At 47.1% G+C, this 18,859-nt stretch carries 15 protein-coding genes; 9 read left to right on the top strand and 6 right to left on the bottom strand.

All coding sequences use genetic code 11. The features are described 5' to 3' along the window. Nucleotides 1–188 precede the first annotated feature (188 nt). The 6 genes from hppD to D9Y29_RS15160 all read left to right on the top strand — a co-directional run bounded on the left by hppD (nt 189) and on the right by D9Y29_RS15160 (nt 10,191). Nucleotides 189–1,319: a 4-hydroxyphenylpyruvate dioxygenase gene (gene hppD / locus D9Y29_RS15185; RefSeq protein WP_127129644.1), complete on the top strand. Its 1,131-nt coding sequence runs from the start codon at nt 189–191 to the stop codon at nt 1,317–1,319. Between the two features lie 225 nt (nt 1,320–1,544). Next, nucleotides 1,545–2,708: a L,D-transpeptidase family protein gene (locus tag D9Y29_RS15180; protein WP_127129642.1), complete on the top strand. Its 1,164-nt coding sequence runs from the start codon at nt 1,545–1,547 to the stop codon at nt 2,706–2,708. Nucleotides 2,709–3,399: 691 nt separating this feature from the next. Next, complete coding sequence (locus D9Y29_RS15175) at nt 3,400–6,093, top strand: 4-alpha-glucanotransferase (protein WP_127129640.1); 2,694 nt, start codon at nt 3,400–3,402, stop codon at nt 6,091–6,093. 14 nt (nt 6,094–6,107) lie between these two features. Next, complete coding sequence (locus D9Y29_RS15170) at nt 6,108–7,118, top strand: dipeptide epimerase (RefSeq protein WP_127129638.1); 1,011 nt, start codon at nt 6,108–6,110, stop codon at nt 7,116–7,118. Nucleotides 7,119–7,328: 210 nt separating this feature from the next. After that, nucleotides 7,329–9,605 (top strand): serine hydrolase, encoded by a 2,277-nt coding sequence (locus D9Y29_RS15165; protein ID WP_127129636.1) that lies wholly within the window; start codon nt 7,329–7,331, stop codon nt 9,603–9,605. Between the two features lie 85 nt (nt 9,606–9,690). Next, complete coding sequence (locus D9Y29_RS15160) at nt 9,691–10,191, top strand: GNAT family N-acetyltransferase (RefSeq protein WP_127129634.1); 501 nt, start codon at nt 9,691–9,693, stop codon at nt 10,189–10,191. 58 nt (nt 10,192–10,249) lie between these two features. Here the strand turns inward: D9Y29_RS15160 and D9Y29_RS15155 are convergent, their stop codons facing one another. From D9Y29_RS15155 to D9Y29_RS15140, 4 genes are all read right to left on the bottom strand, one after another. After that, on the bottom strand, nt 10,250–10,747 hold the full coding sequence (locus D9Y29_RS15155; protein WP_127129632.1) for a MarR family winged helix-turn-helix transcriptional regulator: 498 nt from the start codon (nt 10,745–10,747) through the stop codon (nt 10,250–10,252). Nucleotides 10,748–10,810: 63 nt separating this feature from the next. After that, nucleotides 10,811–11,260: a GNAT family N-acetyltransferase gene (locus D9Y29_RS15150; protein WP_127129630.1), complete on the bottom strand. Its 450-nt coding sequence runs from the start codon at nt 11,258–11,260 to the stop codon at nt 10,811–10,813. An 88-nt stretch (nt 11,261–11,348) separates the two neighbouring features. Further along, a complete protein-coding gene (locus D9Y29_RS15145; protein ID WP_127129628.1) occupies nt 11,349–11,555 on the bottom strand; it encodes a hypothetical protein in 207 nt (68 codons plus the stop codon). Between the two features lie 148 nt (nt 11,556–11,703). Continuing rightward, entirely contained in the window at nt 11,704–13,824 is a 2,121-nt protein-coding gene (locus D9Y29_RS15140) for a zinc-dependent metalloprotease (protein WP_127129626.1), read from the bottom strand. A gap of 203 nt (nt 13,825–14,027) precedes the next feature. Here D9Y29_RS15140 and D9Y29_RS15135 point away from each other — a divergent pair, with 203 nt between their 5' ends. Then, a complete protein-coding gene (locus D9Y29_RS15135; RefSeq protein WP_127129624.1) occupies nt 14,028–14,606 on the top strand; it encodes a pentapeptide repeat-containing protein in 579 nt (192 codons plus the stop codon). A 158-nt stretch (nt 14,607–14,764) separates the two neighbouring features. Next, on the top strand, nt 14,765–15,265 hold the full coding sequence (locus tag D9Y29_RS15130; RefSeq protein ID WP_127129622.1) for a DUF2004 domain-containing protein: 501 nt from the start codon (nt 14,765–14,767) through the stop codon (nt 15,263–15,265). A gap of 57 nt (nt 15,266–15,322) precedes the next feature. Here the strand turns inward: D9Y29_RS15130 and D9Y29_RS15125 are convergent, their stop codons facing one another. Together D9Y29_RS15125 and D9Y29_RS15120 are read right to left on the bottom strand one after the other, a co-directional pair. After that, nucleotides 15,323–17,182 (bottom strand): tetratricopeptide repeat protein, encoded by a 1,860-nt coding sequence (locus tag D9Y29_RS15125; RefSeq protein ID WP_127129620.1) that lies wholly within the window; start codon nt 17,180–17,182, stop codon nt 15,323–15,325. A 169-nt stretch (nt 17,183–17,351) separates the two neighbouring features. Continuing rightward, a complete protein-coding gene (locus tag D9Y29_RS15120; protein ID WP_127129618.1) occupies nt 17,352–18,131 on the bottom strand; it encodes a DUF3050 domain-containing protein in 780 nt (259 codons plus the stop codon). Nucleotides 18,132–18,274: 143 nt separating this feature from the next. Between D9Y29_RS15120 and D9Y29_RS15115 the strand changes: the two genes are divergently transcribed. Then, nucleotides 18,275–18,856, top strand: coding sequence for a YdeI/OmpD-associated family protein (locus D9Y29_RS15115; protein ID WP_127129616.1), 582 nt, complete (start codon nt 18,275–18,277; stop codon nt 18,854–18,856). Nucleotides 18,857–18,859 lie beyond the last annotated feature (3 nt).

The following is an 18,859-nucleotide window of genomic DNA, read 5'->3' as shown; positions in this document are numbered from 1 at the left end:
CATAAGATATTCGACGATAAGCGCCACAACTACTGCCTGTTGATGGAGGCGCTTGCCATGACAGCGCCCGTAGAATAATAACTGCACCGGGAACTACCAACTGTTCCACTTTTCTCTTTTTACGCCAACTGAATTATTGCCGGTCTCCTGCAGACCATTCATTTATTGCAGATCAAAAACATTTAACTATGTCAACGCTTACTGCGGTTAATAACAATAATGAAACCAATATCGATTTCCTGCCATTGCAGGGAACGGATTATGTAGAATTCTATGTGGGCAATGCCAAACAGGCCGCTCATTATTATAAAACCGCTTTCGGTTTTCAAAGCCTGGCTTATGCAGGTCCTGAAACAGGAGTGAAGGACCGTGCGTCTTATGCAGTTCGCCAGAACAAACTCACTTTCGTTTTCACTACACCGTTACGCGCCCACAACGAGATCGCCGATCATATTTACAAACACGGTGATGGCGTAAAAATGCTGGCGCTCCGCGTGGATGATGCTACCAGCAGCTGGGAAGAGACCACCAAACGCGGCGCAAAAAGCTATATGGAGCCTACCCGCAGCAAAGATGAATTCGGTGAAGTAGTGATGAGTGGCATTCACACTTACGGAGAAACCATTCACCTCTTCATCGAGCGGAAAAATTATACCGGCGCATTCATGCCCGGATACAAAGCCTGGAACACCGTTTACAATCCACCTCCAACAGGTCTCTTGTATGTTGACCATTGTGTAGGCAATGTAGGCTGGAACCAGATGAACAAATGGGTGAGCTTCTATGAAGATGTAATGGGCTTCCGGAATATCCTCAGCTTCGATGATAAGGATATCTCCACCGAATACTCTGCACTGATGAGTAAAGTGATGAGCAACGGCAACGGCTTCGTGAAATTCCCCATCAATGAGCCCGCAGAAGGAAAGAAAAAATCACAGGTGGAAGAATACCTGGAATTCTATGACGGCGAAGGTTGTCAACACGTGGCGCTTGCTACGGCAGATATCGTCACAACCGTGAACGACCTCCGCAACCGCGGTGTGGAATTCCTGAAAGTGCCAACAACATATTACGATGAACTGGAAGAAAGAGTAGGAAAGATCGATGAGGACATCGAGCCGCTGAAAGAGCTTGGTATCCTGGTGGACCGCGACAATGAAGGATATCTTCTCCAGATCTTCAGCAAACCAGTGGAAGACAGACCAACCCTCTTTTTTGAGATCATACAGCGCAAAGGCGCCAAAAGCTTCGGCAAAGGGAACTTCAAAGCTCTCTTCGAAGCCATTGAGCGCGAACAGGAACTCAGGGGCAATCTCTGATTCTTGTTCAATCGGGGCGATTGAGTGTTGAGCAGACGATCAGCCTCAATGGCCCCAAGTTCTTCAGGCCGTTGCCACCACAGTGCGCAACGGCCTTGTTTTTCCACAATGTTAACAACCACGATTGTCCTTCGCTTTTCTTTATTTGTTAATTTTACCCGACCCAACCATTTTCCTAAAATATACCGGGCCTGAAAACGTTATTCAACCGTGCGATTTAGAACCATGAGATATCTTCTGATTGTAGCAGCTTCCCTGTTTCTCCACGGAACAGCAAGATCGCAGGCATCTGCTTCTTCCCTCAACTTTGTTGAATACCAAAAATCTTTCCCCCGTTCCGGCGACGCCTGGAAACGCAAGGAAGATACTTTGATGAAGCAGTTCCAGGCGAAGGACCTGAAATGGCCTTTCAAATTCATGTATGTGCGCTCCTTCAAGTACGACAGTAAACTTGAAGTATGGGTGAAAAGCGAATACACTGAAAAATTCAAACTCTTCAAAACCTATAAGGTCTGCGCACTCGCCGGCACACTCGGACCCAAGCGTATGATGGGCGATTACCAAGTGCCCGAAGGCCTTTACTATATCAACGAATTCAATCCAAGAAGTAATTATCACCTGAGCCTGGGCCTCAATTATCCCAATGCTTCAGATAAAATACTTTCCGATTCCCTCCAGCCAGGCGGTGATATCTATATTCACGGCAGCTGCGTTACAACAGGCTGCATTCCCGTGAATGATGATCAGATAGAAGAGCTTTATGTGCTGGCTTCGCTGGCCCGTGGACAGGGACAGGATTTCATTCCCGTGCATATTTTTCCCATCCAGTTCAACAATCAGAAAAGTGTGGACTACCTGACCAGGTACCTCAGGGAATACCCCGAATACAAAATGATGACTGAAGAACTCAGTGATGTTTATGAATACTTCAACCGGACACATCAGATCCCCGTTGTTTCCGTAAACAAGAAGGGAAACTACCGGATGGAAAACGAAATGCCGGCCCTCGTTGAAAAAGATGCGAAACCTGTGAAGAAGAAAAGACCGGCGCGCATCGTGAAAGAATATACCGGGGAGATTGCAAACACCGTGAATTCATTGCCCGTATTTCCAGGAGGTAACCAGGAATTCCAGTCATTCATCGATAAACTGAGCAGCGAAATGAGTGAGTACCTCGAAGAGGGGCAATCAAAAGCATACGTGATGATGGAATTCGTGATCGATACTGCAGGCGCAACCCATGCAGTGAAAGTATTGAAAGGAGGGAATGATGAGATCAATTACCGCCTGGCGGAAGCTTTTGAGAAAATGCCCCGCTGGTCGCCCGCCATCCGCCTCGATAAGAATGTAGCGGTGAAACTCAAGCAATCGATCTACATTGAAAAGTGATTTACTTGAAGGAACATAAGAAAAACACAAATGCCCTGCCATAAGGCGGGGCATTCGATTTGTATAAAGAAGTTGAAAATTAAACTCAAATGATGTCCATAGCCAACACGAAGAACGTGCACACGAAAGGAAGGATCATTGTCAGGTACTCCCAGGGATGAACCACAGTAGCATAAAGGAAAAGGGCAGTAAATAAGAAAAACAGAATCCAGTAAATGCCTTTTTGTTTTGCGGACCTTGTCATGTTCTAAAAAATTTGTGCAAAAATAAGGGGAAAGGGTTAATTATTCGCGTTTTAGATTAATTTCATCCATACCCACCCTAAAAAATGTTCAAAACCGTTTTCAGGGTGAGGCTGACTAAAAAGGCAGGGTGTCGGCAGTTGCTCGCCGGGAGGCGAGTAACTTGTATTGGCTCGCCTCTGGCGAGTACAGTGTTCGCCGGAGGCGAACTAATATCCGTCACTCGCCGGGAGGCGAGCGACTGCTCCCCGGGTAAACTCAATAGCTCTTTTTGGTCAGCCGCACCCCGCCGTACTTCATAAACCTTAGTCCAGAAAATCCCTGATCAGGAATCCTTTAAAACTATATTGTGTAATTATTACACTTTGTAATAAATTCGCTGAGTGGACGAGTTCCGGAGGATACATATTTCCTTTTCAAACTATGTCTGCTGTGAAAAAACTGCATTGATGAAGATTCACTTTTATATCCGCTTCCATACCCGTTTCGGACAGCAACTGGCAGTAACGGGAAATGTTGAAGCACTGGGAAATGACACGATTACGAATGCCTTTCAGCTCACTTACCTGAATGATGAATTCTGGCATGGGACCATTGATATCCCGCTTCAGAAAAATTCATCCCTCCGATACAAATACATCCTTCTCAACGATGATGGCCACCATGTAATGGAATGGGGAGAGGACCGTGTGCTGGACATCCACTCCGCACAGCTGGAAGAAGTGCAGGTAGTGGACACCTGGAACCATGCAGGCGAATTTGAGAATGCGTTCTACACCGCGCCTTTTCAAAATGTATTGCTGGCAGGAAACAAACCCAGGAAACGGGGCAAATGGCCGAAACATTTCAGTCATGTTTTCAAAGTGAAAGCCCCGTTGCTGAAAAAGAACGAAGTGATCTGCCTTACCGGCAGCAGCATCAGTACCGGAGAATGGGAAGAAAAGAAATCATTGTTGCTTTCACTGGAGAATGGCTGGTGGACAATCAAGCTTGATATCCCGAAAGATGAATTCCCGCTTCATTACAAATACGGAGTGTACAATACCAAAGAGGACCATTTTGTACAGTTCGAAACAGGGGAGAACCGTTCACTCTTTGGCGATGCGCACAATTACCAGCTTACACTGGCGCATGATGGATTTGTACATATCCTCAACAACAACTGGAAAGGGGCCGGCGTATCTGTTCCCGTATTCAGCCTGCGCAGCAGGAATTCTTTCGGCACCGGGGAGTTCACAGACCTGAAACTGCTGGCCGACTGGGCTTCCAGGTGTGGACTGAAACTGGTCCAGATCCTGCCCGTGAACGATACCATCGCTACACATACCTGGATAGACACCTATCCTTATGCAGCCATCTCCGCCTTTGCATTGCATCCGCTCTATCTTAATTTATCCGCAGTAGCCGGAAAGAAATACACAGCTATCATCAAGCCACTGAAGAAAAAACAACAGGAGCTTAATGCACTGCCTGATATGGATTATGAAGAAGTGATGAAATACAAGCTGGGCGCCATCCGCGAACTCTACTTTTTGCAGAAGGAAGAATGGTTGCAGAACGAAGACTATCTCGCTTTCTTCAAAGACAATGAACACTGGCTTGTTCCGTATGCCGCCTTCTCTTACCTGCGCGACAAGAACAAGACCGTCGATTTCAACCAGTGGAAAACGCATAGCACTTACGACAAGGCCGCCATTCAGAAACTGGTGGCGCCATCCGCCAGGCATTTCGACCAGGTTGCCATTCATTATTTCACGCAGTACCATCTGCACCTGCAACTGAAAGACGCAGCGGAATATGCCCACAAACACGGCGTGATCCTCAAAGGTGATATACCTATCGGCGTATACCGTTATGGCTGCGATGCCTGGATGGAGCCCGAGCTCTATCATATGGGCCAGCAGGCAGGCGCACCACCGGATGATTTTGCCGTAAAAGGACAGAACTGGGGATTCCCCACCTACAACTGGGCGCGCATGGCAGAAGATGATTTTGAATGGTGGCATCGCCGCTTCGTGCAAATGGGCAATTACTTCGATGCTTTCCGCATCGATCATATCCTCGGCTTCTTCCGCATCTGGAGCATTCCCGTTCATGCCGTGGAAGGTATTATGGGTACTTTCTCACCCGCATTACCGGTAAAAGTGAGTGAATTGCACCAGCGCAATATTGCGTTTGACTATAACCGTTATTGCAGACCTTATATCACAGATGCCGTACTCTGGGAACTGTTCGGACCGAACCATGAAAAGGTCCGTACATACCTTCGACCCACAGGTGATGGAAACTATGAACTACTGCCGGAATTCAGCACTCAAAAACAGGTGCAGGACCATTTCAATAACCGCGAAGCATCGGAAGACAATCTCCATATCAAACAGGGGCTTTATGATCTTATCTCCAATGTGATCTTCTTTGAACATCCAGGCTCCAACGGTGAAGGTCTTCATTTCAGGATCTCCATGGACCAGATCACCAGCTTCCGTCACCTCGATGGTTACACGCAGCAACAATTACAGGAATTGTATTGGAACTATTTCTACCATCGCCAGGATGAAACCTGGATGGATGAAGCCATGAAAAAACTACCTGCGCTCAAACGCAGTACCAATATGCTGATCTGCGGAGAAGACCTTGGCATGGTGCCCCATTGCGTTCCCGACGCGATGAAACAGCTCGGTATCCTGAGCCTCGAAATACAACGTATGCCCAAGGAAGCAGCCCGTGAATTCCTCAGACTGCCCGCCGTGCCTTATCTCTCCGTGGTTACACCCAGTACGCATGATATGAGCACCATCAGGGGTTGGTGGGAAGAAGACCATGTACGCACACAACATTTCTTTCAACAGGAATTGGAACAGTGGGGCGAGGCGCCGTATTTTTGCGAACCCTGGATCAACAAAGCCATCGTGATGCAACACCTGCAGGCGCCGGCCATGTGGGCCATCTTCCAGTTGCAGGACCTGCTGGGTATGGATGAGAAACTTCGTCGGGATAATCCCGATGAAGAGCGCATTAATATCCCGGCCATTACCGGTCACTACTGGAAATACCGCATGCATTTCACTTTGGAGGAACTGATCTCGGAGAAACATTTTAACGAAGCGCTGGAACAGGCTGTGGAAGCCAGTGGGAGAGCATAGTACCAATAATAATCATGAAAGTAACTTATCAATCGCAGAACCTTCCGTTCCGTTATCCTTTTACAATTTCGAAAGGTACAAAAACACATCAGCCTTCCCTGATCGTAACACTGGACCATCGTGGTATTACCGGTCTGGGTGAAGCACCGGCCATCACTTATTACGATATCACGGTTGAGAAAATGATCGAAGACCTGGAAAGGAAGAAAAAGTTCGTTGAACAGTTTGCATTCATGGAGCCGGACCGTTACTGGCATTACCTGCATCATTTGTATCCACGGAATAATTTCCTGGTTTGTGCACTCGATATTGCCGCCTGGGATATCTACGGAAAGATCAGGCAGCAACCACTTTACAAACTCTGGGACCTCGATATGGCCAATGCGCCGCTCACTGATTACACTGTCGGCATAGATACCATCGACAAGATGGTGGAGAAGATGAAAGAAAAGCCCTGGCCAGTCTACAAGATCAAACTCGGCACTCCCGAAGATATTGCCATCGTCAAAGAACTGCGTAAACACACAGAAGCTATTTTCCGCGTAGACGCCAATGCAGGTTGGACAACCGAAGAAGCGTTGGAAAAGATTCCCGTACTTGCAGACCTCGGCGTGGAAATGATCGAGCAGCCGCTGGCAAAAGATAATTGGGAGGGAATGAAGAAATTATTCGCCGCCAGCAATGTTCCCCTCATCGCAGATGAAGCCTGTGTGGTAGAACAGGATGTGGAAAGATGTTCCGGCCACTTCCATGGCATCAACATCAAACTCACCAAATGCAGTGGTATCACACCTGCATTGCGAATGATCAGCAAAGCGAGATCACTTGATATGAAAGTAATGGTGGGAAGCATGAACGAAAGTACCATCGGCAGTGCGGCTATCGCACACCTCAGTCCCATGCTTGATTATATGGATGCTGACGGGCCATTGCTCTTATCTGAAGACATTGCAACCGGCTTAACATACAATACAGGTCGCATTTCTGTTTCAGAGGAGTTTGGCCTCGGCATTAAGCTGAAATAATTTACGCAGTGCCCACTCGCTCGCCTCTGGCGAGTGAGTTCTATTTGTTCGCCTCCGGCGAACACCGCGTCGCCGGAGGCGACTAAATAAAAGTCACTCGCCAGAGGCGAGCGACTGTCACACCCTGTTTACCTGGCTCCACCCTGTTTACCTGGCTGCACGCTGTTTAACAAAAGCTTTGAACTTCAGCCTTTATATTTAGTAAAAAGAATGTCCGCCAGAGCCAGCGCTTTATCTTTTTTTCTACTTTTCTTCAATTACATTTTTGCCCAGGACAATAAGCTATTAATCCAGGGAGCAGTATTTGCAGAAGATGGCCAACCTGTTCCCTATGCAAGCATATCACTGGTAAAAGACGGACTGGGCACCATCACCAATCAATCCGGCCGTTTTGCGCTCTATATTCCCGCTGTTCCGAAAGATGATCATATCCTTGTGACCATGCTTGGCTACGAGCCGCAGCTGGTTTTGCTCAACGCCTTCAAACCTGCATCAGCGCTGCGCATCACACTCAAACTACAGGCCTCGCAATTGGAGGAAGTTGTGGTAACACCACCGGACCCGCTGCAACTGATCCGCAATGCCATTGCGCGCATTCCACAGAATTACTACAACCAGCCGCATGTGCTCAACGGATTCTATCGCGTGGATACCAGAAAAGGACAGCAACATATCATGCTCTCCGAAGCTGTATTCGATATTTACAATCCTGATTATACTTCCGGAAAGAAAAGCCGTTTCAGGTTGACAAAAATGCGTTCCATCCAGGACGAGCAGGCTTCACATGGACTGGACCTCGGCCTCACGCCAGCCAGTCTTTACACCTACGATATTGTGAAAGAGCTGGAATCATCAGACCTGCTGAGCAGGGAAGGATTGAAACAACACGATTTCAAATTCAAAGGGATTACCAATTACAATGGCATCGATGCCTGCCTGATCACATTCGATCAGAAAGATGAGCTCAAACAATCCCTGCTCAAAGGAAAACTATGGCTGGACGCAGGCTCCCTTGCATTTATCGCATTCGAATTCCAGCGCAGCCCCAAAGGCATCGACCGGGCGCAATATGGCAATGGCGCCACCCGCGCGCTGCTGAAGATACTCGGTCTGCAGATCGATGTAAAAAAGGAAACGCACCTCATCAGGTACAAAAAATACGGCGGCAAATGGATCTTGTCTGATGTGCGTAACGATCATATCCTTCACTTCAAAAGCAACCGCAACGGCAAACGGATCAACTTCGATGCAGATATTCGTGTAGACTACCTCGTTACAGCCGCAGACACTTTGCATGCGGGTGATTTTACAGCCGGGGAAAAACTCGGCAACAACAAATTCATAGAATTCCAGCCAAACAGTTATAACGATACATTCTGGCTGAACTACAATACCATTCTTCCTGACTTCAATACAAATGAAATAGCCAAACAGATCCAACAGAACAATCAAACATTCGTTCTGAAGAAGAAGGCCAAAAAATTTCTGTCGAAATTACCATCATCACCGGTTGTGAAGCTGGATTCTTTGTTCAGCTTCTTCCATACACAGGGCGCTTTTTCCGGATCGGTACTGGTGAAGCAAAAAGGCGCTGTGATCTTTCAAAAAGGCTATGGCCTGGCTGATGAAGGGAAGCAATGGCCCAATGCGGATTCAACGCGGTTCAGGATCGGCTCCCTCACCAAAACCTTTACCAGTATGATGATCAGGCAGCTGGAGCAGGAGGGGGAACTCAGCCTGCAGGACAGTATCGGTAAATTCTTTCCGGCTCATGTTCATGGCAGCGTGAGCATAGAACAATTGCTTACTCATACTTCCGGCATTCCCAATTACACAGTAAAGGACGAATACCTGGCAGAGTTGCTGAGCCGTCCGCTCAACACAGAATACATCATCAGGAATTTCTGCAGCGATCCCCTGGAATTCAGAACTGGCACAGGATTCCGCTATAGCAATTCAGGTTATGTGATCCTGTCCGGCATCATTGAAAAAGCAACAGGCCAATCATTTGCCGCCTGTTTGCAGGAAAAGATCTTCGCGCCGCTGCACATGAACTCCTCCGGCTTCAGCAATGCGCCGCTGAATTCAAAAGGATACTGGCTGGATGAGATCGAGCCCGCTTACCCGGTTTCCAATACCGTTGGAGCAGGAGGGATCTGGACAACCACCGGCGACCTTGAAAAATGGGACGAAGCCTTGTACGGCAACAAACTACTGTCACAAAAAAAGATACAGGAAAGCTTTCAGGAATATTCAGATTATGACGACTGGGATGCTGGTTACGGTTATGGATGGATGATTGACCGGCTCCTTTTCAGTCAATCGAAAGAACACAGGATCATTTACCATCCCGGAACCGATTTCGGTTACTACTCCATGTTTGTAAGGCAACCAGACCAGCAACACCTGTTGGTGATGCTCAGCAACCACGGGGATTTTCCCCGGTTCGAGCTCACTGACCTGGTGCTGGACATTCTCAATCCATAGTGCCTGCTCCACGTGCCGGCCATCATAATTTTCATATTTTATGTAGTTAACTACGTATCTTTGGACATAAATTAGAAAACAGGTCATGCAGACGAAATTCACTATTGAACAAATCCACAACCAGCACGGCAAACAGGCTGTGGGCCTGATTTTGCCTATCCAGCAGATCGAATTCAATGTACCCGTTACCCTGGAGGCACAACCAGACCTGCTGAATATCGATGAATTCTATTACAAGGATGGCGGAGCTTTCTGGGGGGCATTCCACCACGGCGAACTGGTGGGCACCATCGCATTGCTGAATATCGGTCATCACAGCGGCGCTATCCGAAAAATGTTCGTAAAGAAAGAATACAGGGGAAAGGAAAACGGCATCGCGCAATCTTTGCTCGACACATTATTTGCTTACTGTGCAGACAAACGTATTCACCATATCTATCTTGGTACGGTAGATGCGCTGAAAGCTGCCCAGAGATTTTATGAAAAGAACGGATTTACAAGGGTGGACGCAAGCGATCTGCCATCTTATTTTCCTAGAATGGCGGTGGACACGATCTTTTACCAGTTCAGTTGTGTAGAAAATTAAAACCCTGAATTTGTCAGACAAGTCTGAAAGGCGTGTGGAGATCAACATCACAGCTCCTTCAGGCTTTTTTCTTTTTTGTGACAGAGGCTTTTTCTTCCAGGGCCCTGTCAGCAAATCCTTTTTTTCTTAATGCTGCTTCCACTTCATCCAATGCACGCATCAGATTATTCTTTGTGTTGGTGATCTCTGTAATGGTTTTGACCATAAGGCTCCATACAGGCCCCATTTTACTGACCAGCTCTTTTCCCTTTTCGGTGAGCTGGATCAGCCGCTTCCGCTCATCTGTTTTATCTTTCCCGGACCGGATCATTTTTTGTTTTTCCAGTTCCTTCAGCAGGGTGATAGTGCTGGGATGGGTATAACCGATCTCTGTTGCAATTTCCACAACGCTCAGTATGCCCTTGTTGTGCAGTACATAGATAACCGGGAACCATTTCGGTTCGAAATCGATGCCATGGTCTTTGTAGATCAGCAACCCGTCTTTCCGGAGCTGCTCAGCCAGCCTTTGTAGTCGCGTTGATATAGCCAGCACACCTGCATTATCGATGATATTCATTTGCATCCGGTTTTGCCAAATATACGTAGCTAACTACATTTCCGCAAACCTGAATCAGTTGCGTTACAGGAGTTTTTCGAAACAAACACTATTATCTACGCTCACATAAGGCTCATAGTTTGGCGTTACCAGGTAACCTTTGGCCTGGTATAAGCTCAATGCCTCAGGGTTGCGTTTGCCTGTTTCGAGTATCAGTTTCGTATAGCCGAGCTCAGTTGCCCATTGTTCCAGTTCTGCCAGCACTTTCGATGCAAGCCCCTTGCCACGCAGATCAGGAATGGTGTACATTCTTTTTACTTCCATCACACCCGGCCGATACTCCTTGATAGCTCCGCTGGCTACTGGCTCTTCATTGTAATAAGCCACGATGGCATGTTTGATAGCCGCGATCTTATTGTATTGGGAATAAAATGCAGTGTCTTTCCCATCCCTTCTGGCCAGGTCCTCATCCAATAACCGGATGAGCCTTATGAAATCAGGATGTGAGGAATCGGTCCTTAGGAGATGTATCATAAGAGACTGAAATTAATATTTATTTCTCTTTCTAAAATTATAGAAAACAGAACAGTTCCTGCTCAGTCGATCAGGCCATGTTCTTTCATCACGCCTTCGGAATTACTTTCCTGAGTTCTTCATCGTTCTTGCCTGTATGCACGCCGAACGGATTGGCTTCTATGAATTCAGCGGCAAATGCAGCCGCGGTAGCTTCAACATCGATACTACCGGCAAGAGCGTCTGCATAGCGCTTTTCGTAGGCAGTAAAGAATTCCCTGATGCGGCTTTCAATAGATGATTTTTCCTGCGTCATTACTCCTGATTTGAGAGTTGGGGTTCAATTGTTATGCCAGTTGCTGTAGTAACAAAAAAGGCATTGTTGCTGGTGTAAACTGGCGCAGGCATGCCACAAATAGCCCGGCAGGTTCAATCATGCCGGGCTTTAATTATTGGCGGTTCAGTTATTGGGTAATGATGATCTTTTTATTCCAGCGCGCTTGTCCTGCCACGATGGTCAGGTAATACATTCCTGCCGGAAGGCCGCTTTTGATGGTGATACTTGTTTCCGTTGAGCGACTGCCGGTCCATACACTGCGTCCCTGTGTATCTGTAAGTTCCAGCCGGACCGGCAAACCGGGTGGGAGCGGCAATGCCACATTGAAATCGCCCCTGGAAGGATTGGGGAAGATCCGGGGCTCCTCTTTGTTTTGAACGTTTCCTGCTGGCCTGCCGAGGATCCGGGAGAAGTATTGGCTTCCATCATGCTGTGTGGCCACTATCCTGTACCAGACGGCATCGCCGGGAAGATCATCGGTTAAGGTGTATTCGTTTGCAGATTCCCGTGAGGCAGCGGGACTGGTCTCCCTTACGTTCGTAAATAAATTTCCGGCGCTGGATGCCCTTTGTAGCGTATAATGCTTCACGTTAGCTTCATCACCGGCTTTGAAAGAGAACTGTACCGATCCATTTTCCATCGCTATGCGTTCGTCGAAAATCCTTACAGGCAACACACCTGCAGGCAGTATCGTCAGACTATAATCCTCTGTTTGTCCATACATCTGCCCGTCACAGGAAAGGATAGGGTGATTGTTGATGAAATCAGCCAGCACCCTCATTCGAAGCGGCCTGTTCAATACTGCGCCTGATGGAATGGTTACCGGCTGCGTATGTGTATACATGTTATTAGTCAACCCCGAACCGGGTGTATAGGATTCCATTATTTGCTCGCCCACTTCAAAACTGCCGTTATCATTGAAGTCTATCCAGGCTTTCGCCACCTGCATATTGGTCCTGGTGCTAAGGCGCAGATCATAGGATTGTCCCTCCAGCACTGCAGTGCCCAGGTTACAGGTATTGTCCTGATAGAAGCGAAAATCACCGGAATACGAAAGCGAGGAATCGTCCAATGTATTGAACTGGATCCTTACCGGCCCCATATCATAGGGATTCTCGGAGAAAGTAATGGAGGTTGGCTCACAGGTAGCTGGTCTTACCATTAATGCAGGCGCAGGCGTGAGTGCTGCAGACGTAAGCAGTCCAACACGAACGGTATTTACAGAAGCGATCATCCTGTCTCGTTGACCTGGTGTAAACCGCTGGTCGGCGCAGGAAGTGTAATGCATGAAATTGAATTGTTGTCCGTTCCATGTAGTGCCGGTACAGGGGTTTACCGCAACCGCTGAAGGACATGCAAAGAAAGCTTCTTCATTGGTAGGATCTGTATCGCAAACCAAGTCGCCTTCCTGGCTGCAATCCCCATTGGTAGGGCAATTGGTGCCGTTTGCTCCCTGAAAGGTATGGTAGAGATTGAATGCATGCCCCATTTCATGCGGGAGCGTTGATTGCCCTGCCATAGCCTGCGAAGCCAGCATTACAGTCCCATCGCGGTTTGCATGTGCTCCCGGGAAATACGCATATCCGGCAATGAAAGGTCCCACAGTTCCTGCATAACCATCTTTTCCCTCAATCCTGTTCACGATCCAGATATTGTAATATTGATTGGAAGGCCAGATGCTCATAGCTTTCAGGTCCTGCTCGATAGCGCCGGTAGTTGATTGTACACGTATACCATAACTCGCATAATCTGGAACGGAGCTGGCATCTACCCGCACAATACCCGTGGTGGGCGTACAATCCGGCGCGCGTTGCGCCAGCACAAAACGGAAGGGAACTCTTGTTCCTCCCGCGGACGGGTCTGAATAAGCAGCCCAGGTGGCCTGGAACGACTGGTTCAGGTAATCGATCATTCCCGTCAGTTGTGCATTATCAGGATTATACTGCGTACCAACCAAACCTCCTGTGTGCATTACATGAATCACAACAGGGATTTCATAAATGGTTTCTGAACCATTGGCCACCCGGCCATCCGGCGCAACTCTTCCGGCAGCCTGCTTTTCCTGCAGCCACTGACGGATCCGCTGATCGTTTTGAGAGGTTTGCTGTTTATAGTCCGGGGATTGATGCAGAAGCCGCTGGTGCACCTGGTCAAATCCGCATTTCGGCTGGGCCTGAACAATAAAATGGAAAAAGAGAATCAGAAAAGTACAAAGCAATGACGAATAGGGCTGGGTTCGGGTTCTCATAAAGGGATAGATCGGGTATTGAGGGTTTTCCTGTCTGCTGTATCAAAACCATCTTTATCACTCCCTTACAACGTTGATTTAAGACAAAAAGTATCAGTACGCATTGATTTTATACATACCTCCCGGAGGCGGATGCCATTTCGATTGTAGCGGACCAAAAAAATATTTCATCAACAATAAGAATTCTGCTTCAAATTTGCCGGATGGAAAAACGCTACTTTGAAGACGAGACCTTCGAGAAGATCAACTACCGGGAAACGCCTTTGAGCAAGGGAGAATACGAAGCCTGCAGCTTCAGGAACTGTGATTTCTCGGAAACCGATCTCTCCGGGGTACTTTTCATCGATTGCGATTTTACAGGTTGTAACCTGAGCCTCGCTAAATTAATAAAGACGGGCTTCCAGGGCGTCAAATTCAAAGAGTGTAAAATGTTGGGACTACATTTTGAACAATGCAGTGAATTTGGGCTGGCCTTTTCCTTCCATCATTCCATGCTCAACCACTCTTCCTTCTATGGCTTGAAGATCAAAAAGACTTTCTTCGAGCATTGCCAGTTGCACGAGATAGATCTTACCGATGCTGACCTGACAGAATCGAAATTCCTGGCATGCGATCTGTTGAATGCCAGCTTCAACAACACCAATCTTGAAAAAGCCGATCTGAGTGGCGCTACCAACTTCACAATCGACCCCGAAAGGAACAGGATCAAAAAAGCTATTTTCCATTTGTATGAGCTGGGAGGGCTGCTGGTCAAGTACGATCTTAAGATCGTGCAGAAATAATAACAGATCCATCCTTCCTCCAATTACTACTGCGTGTATCCCTTCCGCAGGGACGGAAGGATCGGGCAGGGGGGTAAAATGACTGAACTATGATTTTTTGTAATTTGCTTATATGGTGACCGCAAAACCATTGGTGAACCAGAAAAATATCCCTGATCATGCCCATTGTTGAACTTCCATTCTTCGGCCCCATCAATACAACCTCTGTTGAAGAATATTATGAATCAGATTTTCAGCACAACTCCGGAACAATATCTGTGGATCTCAACTTCGAGAACAGTGCCATCGACGAGGAACGATTGATCACCGTGAAAAAATTCCTGCAGAACATTCCCAACTGGCTCAGCCGTAACACGCGTTATATACAGAATGATCTGAACGAGGACGATGATTCCACCGTGAGAGAATACGCGGAATATATCAAAGATGTATTGGAAGCGGAAGAACTGTCACAACTGATAGGGTTCGATGCAGACCCTGAAGACCAGCTTTTACAAATTGCGGAAAAGCTGCATCTGGTGCGGATCGGGCTATATCCCGATGGCGGCGGACAATTTGCTGTTTTCGATTATTCGATCGGACAGGATAATGTAGACTACCTGCTGGTGATCAATACAGACGAGAACGGAATTCTCGATTATATGACGATGGAAAGCTAAAAAAAAACGACCCGTTGCCGGGTCGCTTCTTCTTACTCAAAACTGTAATGTTTGCTCTTACAGGGAACAGCTTTTGATAACGCCATTGGCGAGCGTAACACGCTTACTATCGCCCGCATCCTTGATATCAACAAATTTTTCAAGCCTCTTTGACCTGGCAACTGTATAATCCTGATCGTAATAATAATTTGTGGTTGTCCTTACCGGGCCGTTCTGTGATACATCAGAACCGGTATAGATCCTGGCAGTTTTCGCCTGGTTGAATTCGTGCATCACCTGGATGAAATATTTACCCGGTTTCAATCCCTGGAACTGGAAAAAACCCTGGTTATCCGCAGTTACTTCCATCTTATACCTGCTGGCTTCTTTTGACATGAATACGCCTGTTTTCTTTCCTTCTTTTTTCTCGCGCAGCTCATACCAGGCTTCAAGGTAGGGAGTAACAGGGTAGAGGACCACTTTAACGCCCCTGGCATAGAAGATGCCTCCATCCACTTTGGTGCATGCCCTACCGCGAATGGTGCAGTTACCGCGCTCGAGCATACTTTTTGCGAGACTGGCGTCAAATTCCATTTCAGGATACATGTTCCTGTATACATTTTTACCAACTGCCTGCTGTTCGCCACCCATCTCCACATACTTCTTACGTTCAGCATCAGCCGCTTTTTTGTTACCGATGGCATCATAAGCGTAGGCTTTGTTCAGGTACGCATCCAGATTCTTTGGATCGAGATCGATGGCTTTCTGGAAATAATTGATGGCCTCGGTGAACTTTTGATCTCCCTGCAATGCCAGTGCAGCATTGAAATAGGCGCCAGACCATTTCGGGCTGAGCTCTATCACTTTTTTATAATCGTTCAATGCATCTTCATACATTTCTGCATTGTAGAAAACATTGCCTCGGTTCAGGTAAACATCACTCAATTTAGGGTCCAGGTTCTGCGCCATCAGGAAATCCATCAGGCATTTTTCAGCATCACCCATCCTGGAATAAGTGTTGGCCCTGTACACATAGGAAATGGCCTGCCTGGGATTTTTCTGGATAGCTGTAGTGTACTCCTGTACAGCACTCTGCCAGTATTCCTGTTGGTAGTAGACATGACCTTTCCGGTTGTAGATCTGCCAATAGCCAGGCTCCAGCTTTTCCACTTTTTCATAATCGTAAAGTGCATCATTGAAGTTCCTCAGGTTGGCGGAACTGATACCCCTGTTGAGATAGGCATCGGTATAGGATGCGTCAACCTTGATCACGCTTGAAAAATCTTCGATCGCATTCTTGTACTTGCCCTGGTCCATATAGATCAGACCGCGATAATAGAAACCAGCCGTGTAATCGGGCGAGAGGTTGGTACACATAGTGTAATCGAAGATCGCTTCGGTTGCTTTCTTGTTGTCGTAATAAATGCCGGCCCTCTTGCCATAAGCACGAACGAAATTAGGTTTCATCTGAATGGCCGCTGTATAATCGGCTATTGCTTCAGCGGACCTGTTCAGTCGTGAGTTCACTGTACCGCGTGCAAAATAATCGAAAGCCGTTTTGGGAGAACGGAGAGCCACAAACGCTTTTTCAGCCGCTTTTTTGGCATTCGCTTCCTGTCCAAGCCCATTGTAAACATCGGCGAGCATAGAGAGATAAAGCCCGTTATCAGGACTGAGCTTAGTTGCTTTTTCGAGATCGGGAAGACCGCTTTTCCAACCGGAGATCAAAGTGAGGGAGTTCCCGCGTACCGCATAGGCCAGGGCGTTATTCCTGTCAGAAGCAATCGCTTCATCAGCAGTGGATTTTGCCAGCCTTGCATTTCCTTCCATTAGTTGATTGAGGGCAGTCTCAGCTTTAGAGCCGCTTTGCGCAAAAGACCGTGAAACCACCCCGCTGGTAAGCACCAGAATTACTAAAATTGACAAACTACGTATCATGTGTTTCAGGAATTTTTTCTTACGTCAAAACTAGGAATTTAAGCATTCCACGACTAGAAAAGGGCAACGGATTTTGTGCACATTTACGTTAATCTTCAATCAGTTACCTTGTTTCAGGTAGTGAAATCTACTGGTTTCCCGGGAGGCTCCAGTCTGTTACAGGCTGACTTTAATTTTTCCTGGCAACGATGGCATCATATACCCCATTCCAGAGATTGATGCGGAACTGCAGTGCCGCTTTAACAACAGCCTCCGCCTGTTGCCAGTATTCTTCATTATCACCGCAGAGCTTGGCAACCATCTGGAGAGCCAGTTCTCCATGGAGGCCTCCGTCCATTTCAATATGCCTTTTGAGATAATACTGGAAAAGTGAAATATTTTCAGGAGTTCCTTCGCTGATATCGTTCACGATGGAATGGAACATTTCCGGGATCAGGTCCTCTCTTCCGAAACAGAATACAGCCGCTTGCAGGTGAGGCTGGTCAGTGGCTATCACATGGAAAGTGAAAGTAACAAAATCACGCACATTGGAGGGCAGGCCGGCTGCTTCAAATGCCGGCAACAGGTTGCTGCTTTCCTGTAAAACTGTAATGAACTGCCTGATCGGTTCCGTTGAAGCTCCGCATTGTTCCATTGCCTGCACATACAGCTCGAAATGACTCATTCTTTTCCCGTTCGGATCAACATCGGATTCTTCTCCTGTAACGATCTCATTGATCAGGTACCTTGTTTCTGCATCTCCTTTGGGAAACCATGGAATAGTAGTACAGGTTAAATTAAATTGTAATGATTTGAGAAGGCTCATGAAGTCCCATACAGCATACACATGGTGTTGCATGAAGGTCCTTACATCCCCGATGTTTTCGATTACGGAGTAGAGTTTATGATTGATGATTTCCTGCTTCAACGGTTCCACGCTGCCCCGGAGCTTCTCGATATTACTGTTCATTTCCAAAATTTGCGCAAATGTACATCAACAGCCCATTCAATCCCAGTTATTATTCTGCTGCATTGGCCCGGCAGCAAATTTTATTCCTGTTTTCCTGAATTATACTGACATAAGGTTGTCACAGGGAACTTTTAGTTTTGGGTATGACTAAAGAAATCAACATCATCGATCCTGGCAGCCGGGCGCAATGGAGGATTTGGCTGGAAAAGAACCACGAAAAAACCGGCATTACAATCTGGGTGAAGATCGCTAAAAAGAACACTGAGAAACGCGGCCTGCCCTATGATGCAGCTGTTGAGGAAGCCCTCTGTTTCGGCTGGATAGACAGCACCACGCGCAGTTTCGATGAATCGCATTTCATCCAGTCCTTCACTATCCGCAAACCTAAAAGCCCCTGGTCCCCGATCAATAAGGAAAGAGTGAAAAGACTGATCAAAGATGGTTTGATGACGCCTGCGGGAAATAACTGTATCAAAACAGCCAAAGCCAATGGTTACTGGACCATCATGGATGAGGTGGAGCATCTTAAAGTGCCGGCAGACCTGCAGGCTGCATTCAGAAAAAATAGAAAAGCGGAAAAATTCTTCGAAGCAATGAGTAAGTCAGACAAAAAGCTAACCCTTAAATGGCTGGTGCTGGCGCAAAAACAGGAAACCAGGAACAAGAGGATCATAACAATAATAGAAAACGGAAACGAAGGGCAGAAGCCTAAACAATTACAATAGCAG

It is taken from the genome of Pseudoflavitalea rhizosphaerae, from assembly GCF_003991355.1.
In the GTDB taxonomy this organism is placed as follows: domain Bacteria; phylum Bacteroidota; class Bacteroidia; order Chitinophagales; family Chitinophagaceae; genus Pseudobacter; species Pseudobacter rhizosphaerae.
This window is presented reverse-complemented; position numbering and strand designations above follow the sequence as displayed.

Coding starts and splice junctions, on each gene's coding strand:
- hppD (WP_127129644.1), top strand. CDS start 189: ATGTCAACGCTTACTGCGGTTAATAACAATAATGAAACCAATATCGAT.
- D9Y29_RS15180 (WP_127129642.1), top strand. CDS start 1,545: ATGAGATATCTTCTGATTGTAGCAGCTTCCCTGTTTCTCCACGGAACA.
- D9Y29_RS15175 (WP_127129640.1), top strand. CDS start 3,400: ATGAAGATTCACTTTTATATCCGCTTCCATACCCGTTTCGGACAGCAA.
- D9Y29_RS15170 (WP_127129638.1), top strand. CDS start 6,108: ATGAAAGTAACTTATCAATCGCAGAACCTTCCGTTCCGTTATCCTTTT.
- D9Y29_RS15165 (WP_127129636.1), top strand. CDS start 7,329: ATGTCCGCCAGAGCCAGCGCTTTATCTTTTTTTCTACTTTTCTTCAAT.
- D9Y29_RS15160 (WP_127129634.1), top strand. CDS start 9,691: ATGCAGACGAAATTCACTATTGAACAAATCCACAACCAGCACGGCAAA.
- D9Y29_RS15155 (WP_127129632.1), bottom strand. CDS start 10,747: ATGAATATCATCGATAATGCAGGTGTGCTGGCTATATCAACGCGACTA.
- D9Y29_RS15150 (WP_127129630.1), bottom strand. CDS start 11,260: ATGATACATCTCCTAAGGACCGATTCCTCACATCCTGATTTCATAAGG.
- D9Y29_RS15145 (WP_127129628.1), bottom strand. CDS start 11,555: ATGACGCAGGAAAAATCATCTATTGAAAGCCGCATCAGGGAATTCTTT.
- D9Y29_RS15140 (WP_127129626.1), bottom strand. CDS start 13,824: ATGAGAACCCGAACCCAGCCCTATTCGTCATTGCTTTGTACTTTTCTG.
- D9Y29_RS15135 (WP_127129624.1), top strand. CDS start 14,028: ATGGAAAAACGCTACTTTGAAGACGAGACCTTCGAGAAGATCAACTAC.
- D9Y29_RS15130 (WP_127129622.1), top strand. CDS start 14,765: ATGCCCATTGTTGAACTTCCATTCTTCGGCCCCATCAATACAACCTCT.
- D9Y29_RS15125 (WP_127129620.1), bottom strand. CDS start 17,182: ATGATACGTAGTTTGTCAATTTTAGTAATTCTGGTGCTTACCAGCGGG.
- D9Y29_RS15120 (WP_127129618.1), bottom strand. CDS start 18,131: ATGAACAGTAATATCGAGAAGCTCCGGGGCAGCGTGGAACCGTTGAAG.
- D9Y29_RS15115 (WP_127129616.1), top strand. CDS start 18,275: ATGACTAAAGAAATCAACATCATCGATCCTGGCAGCCGGGCGCAATGG.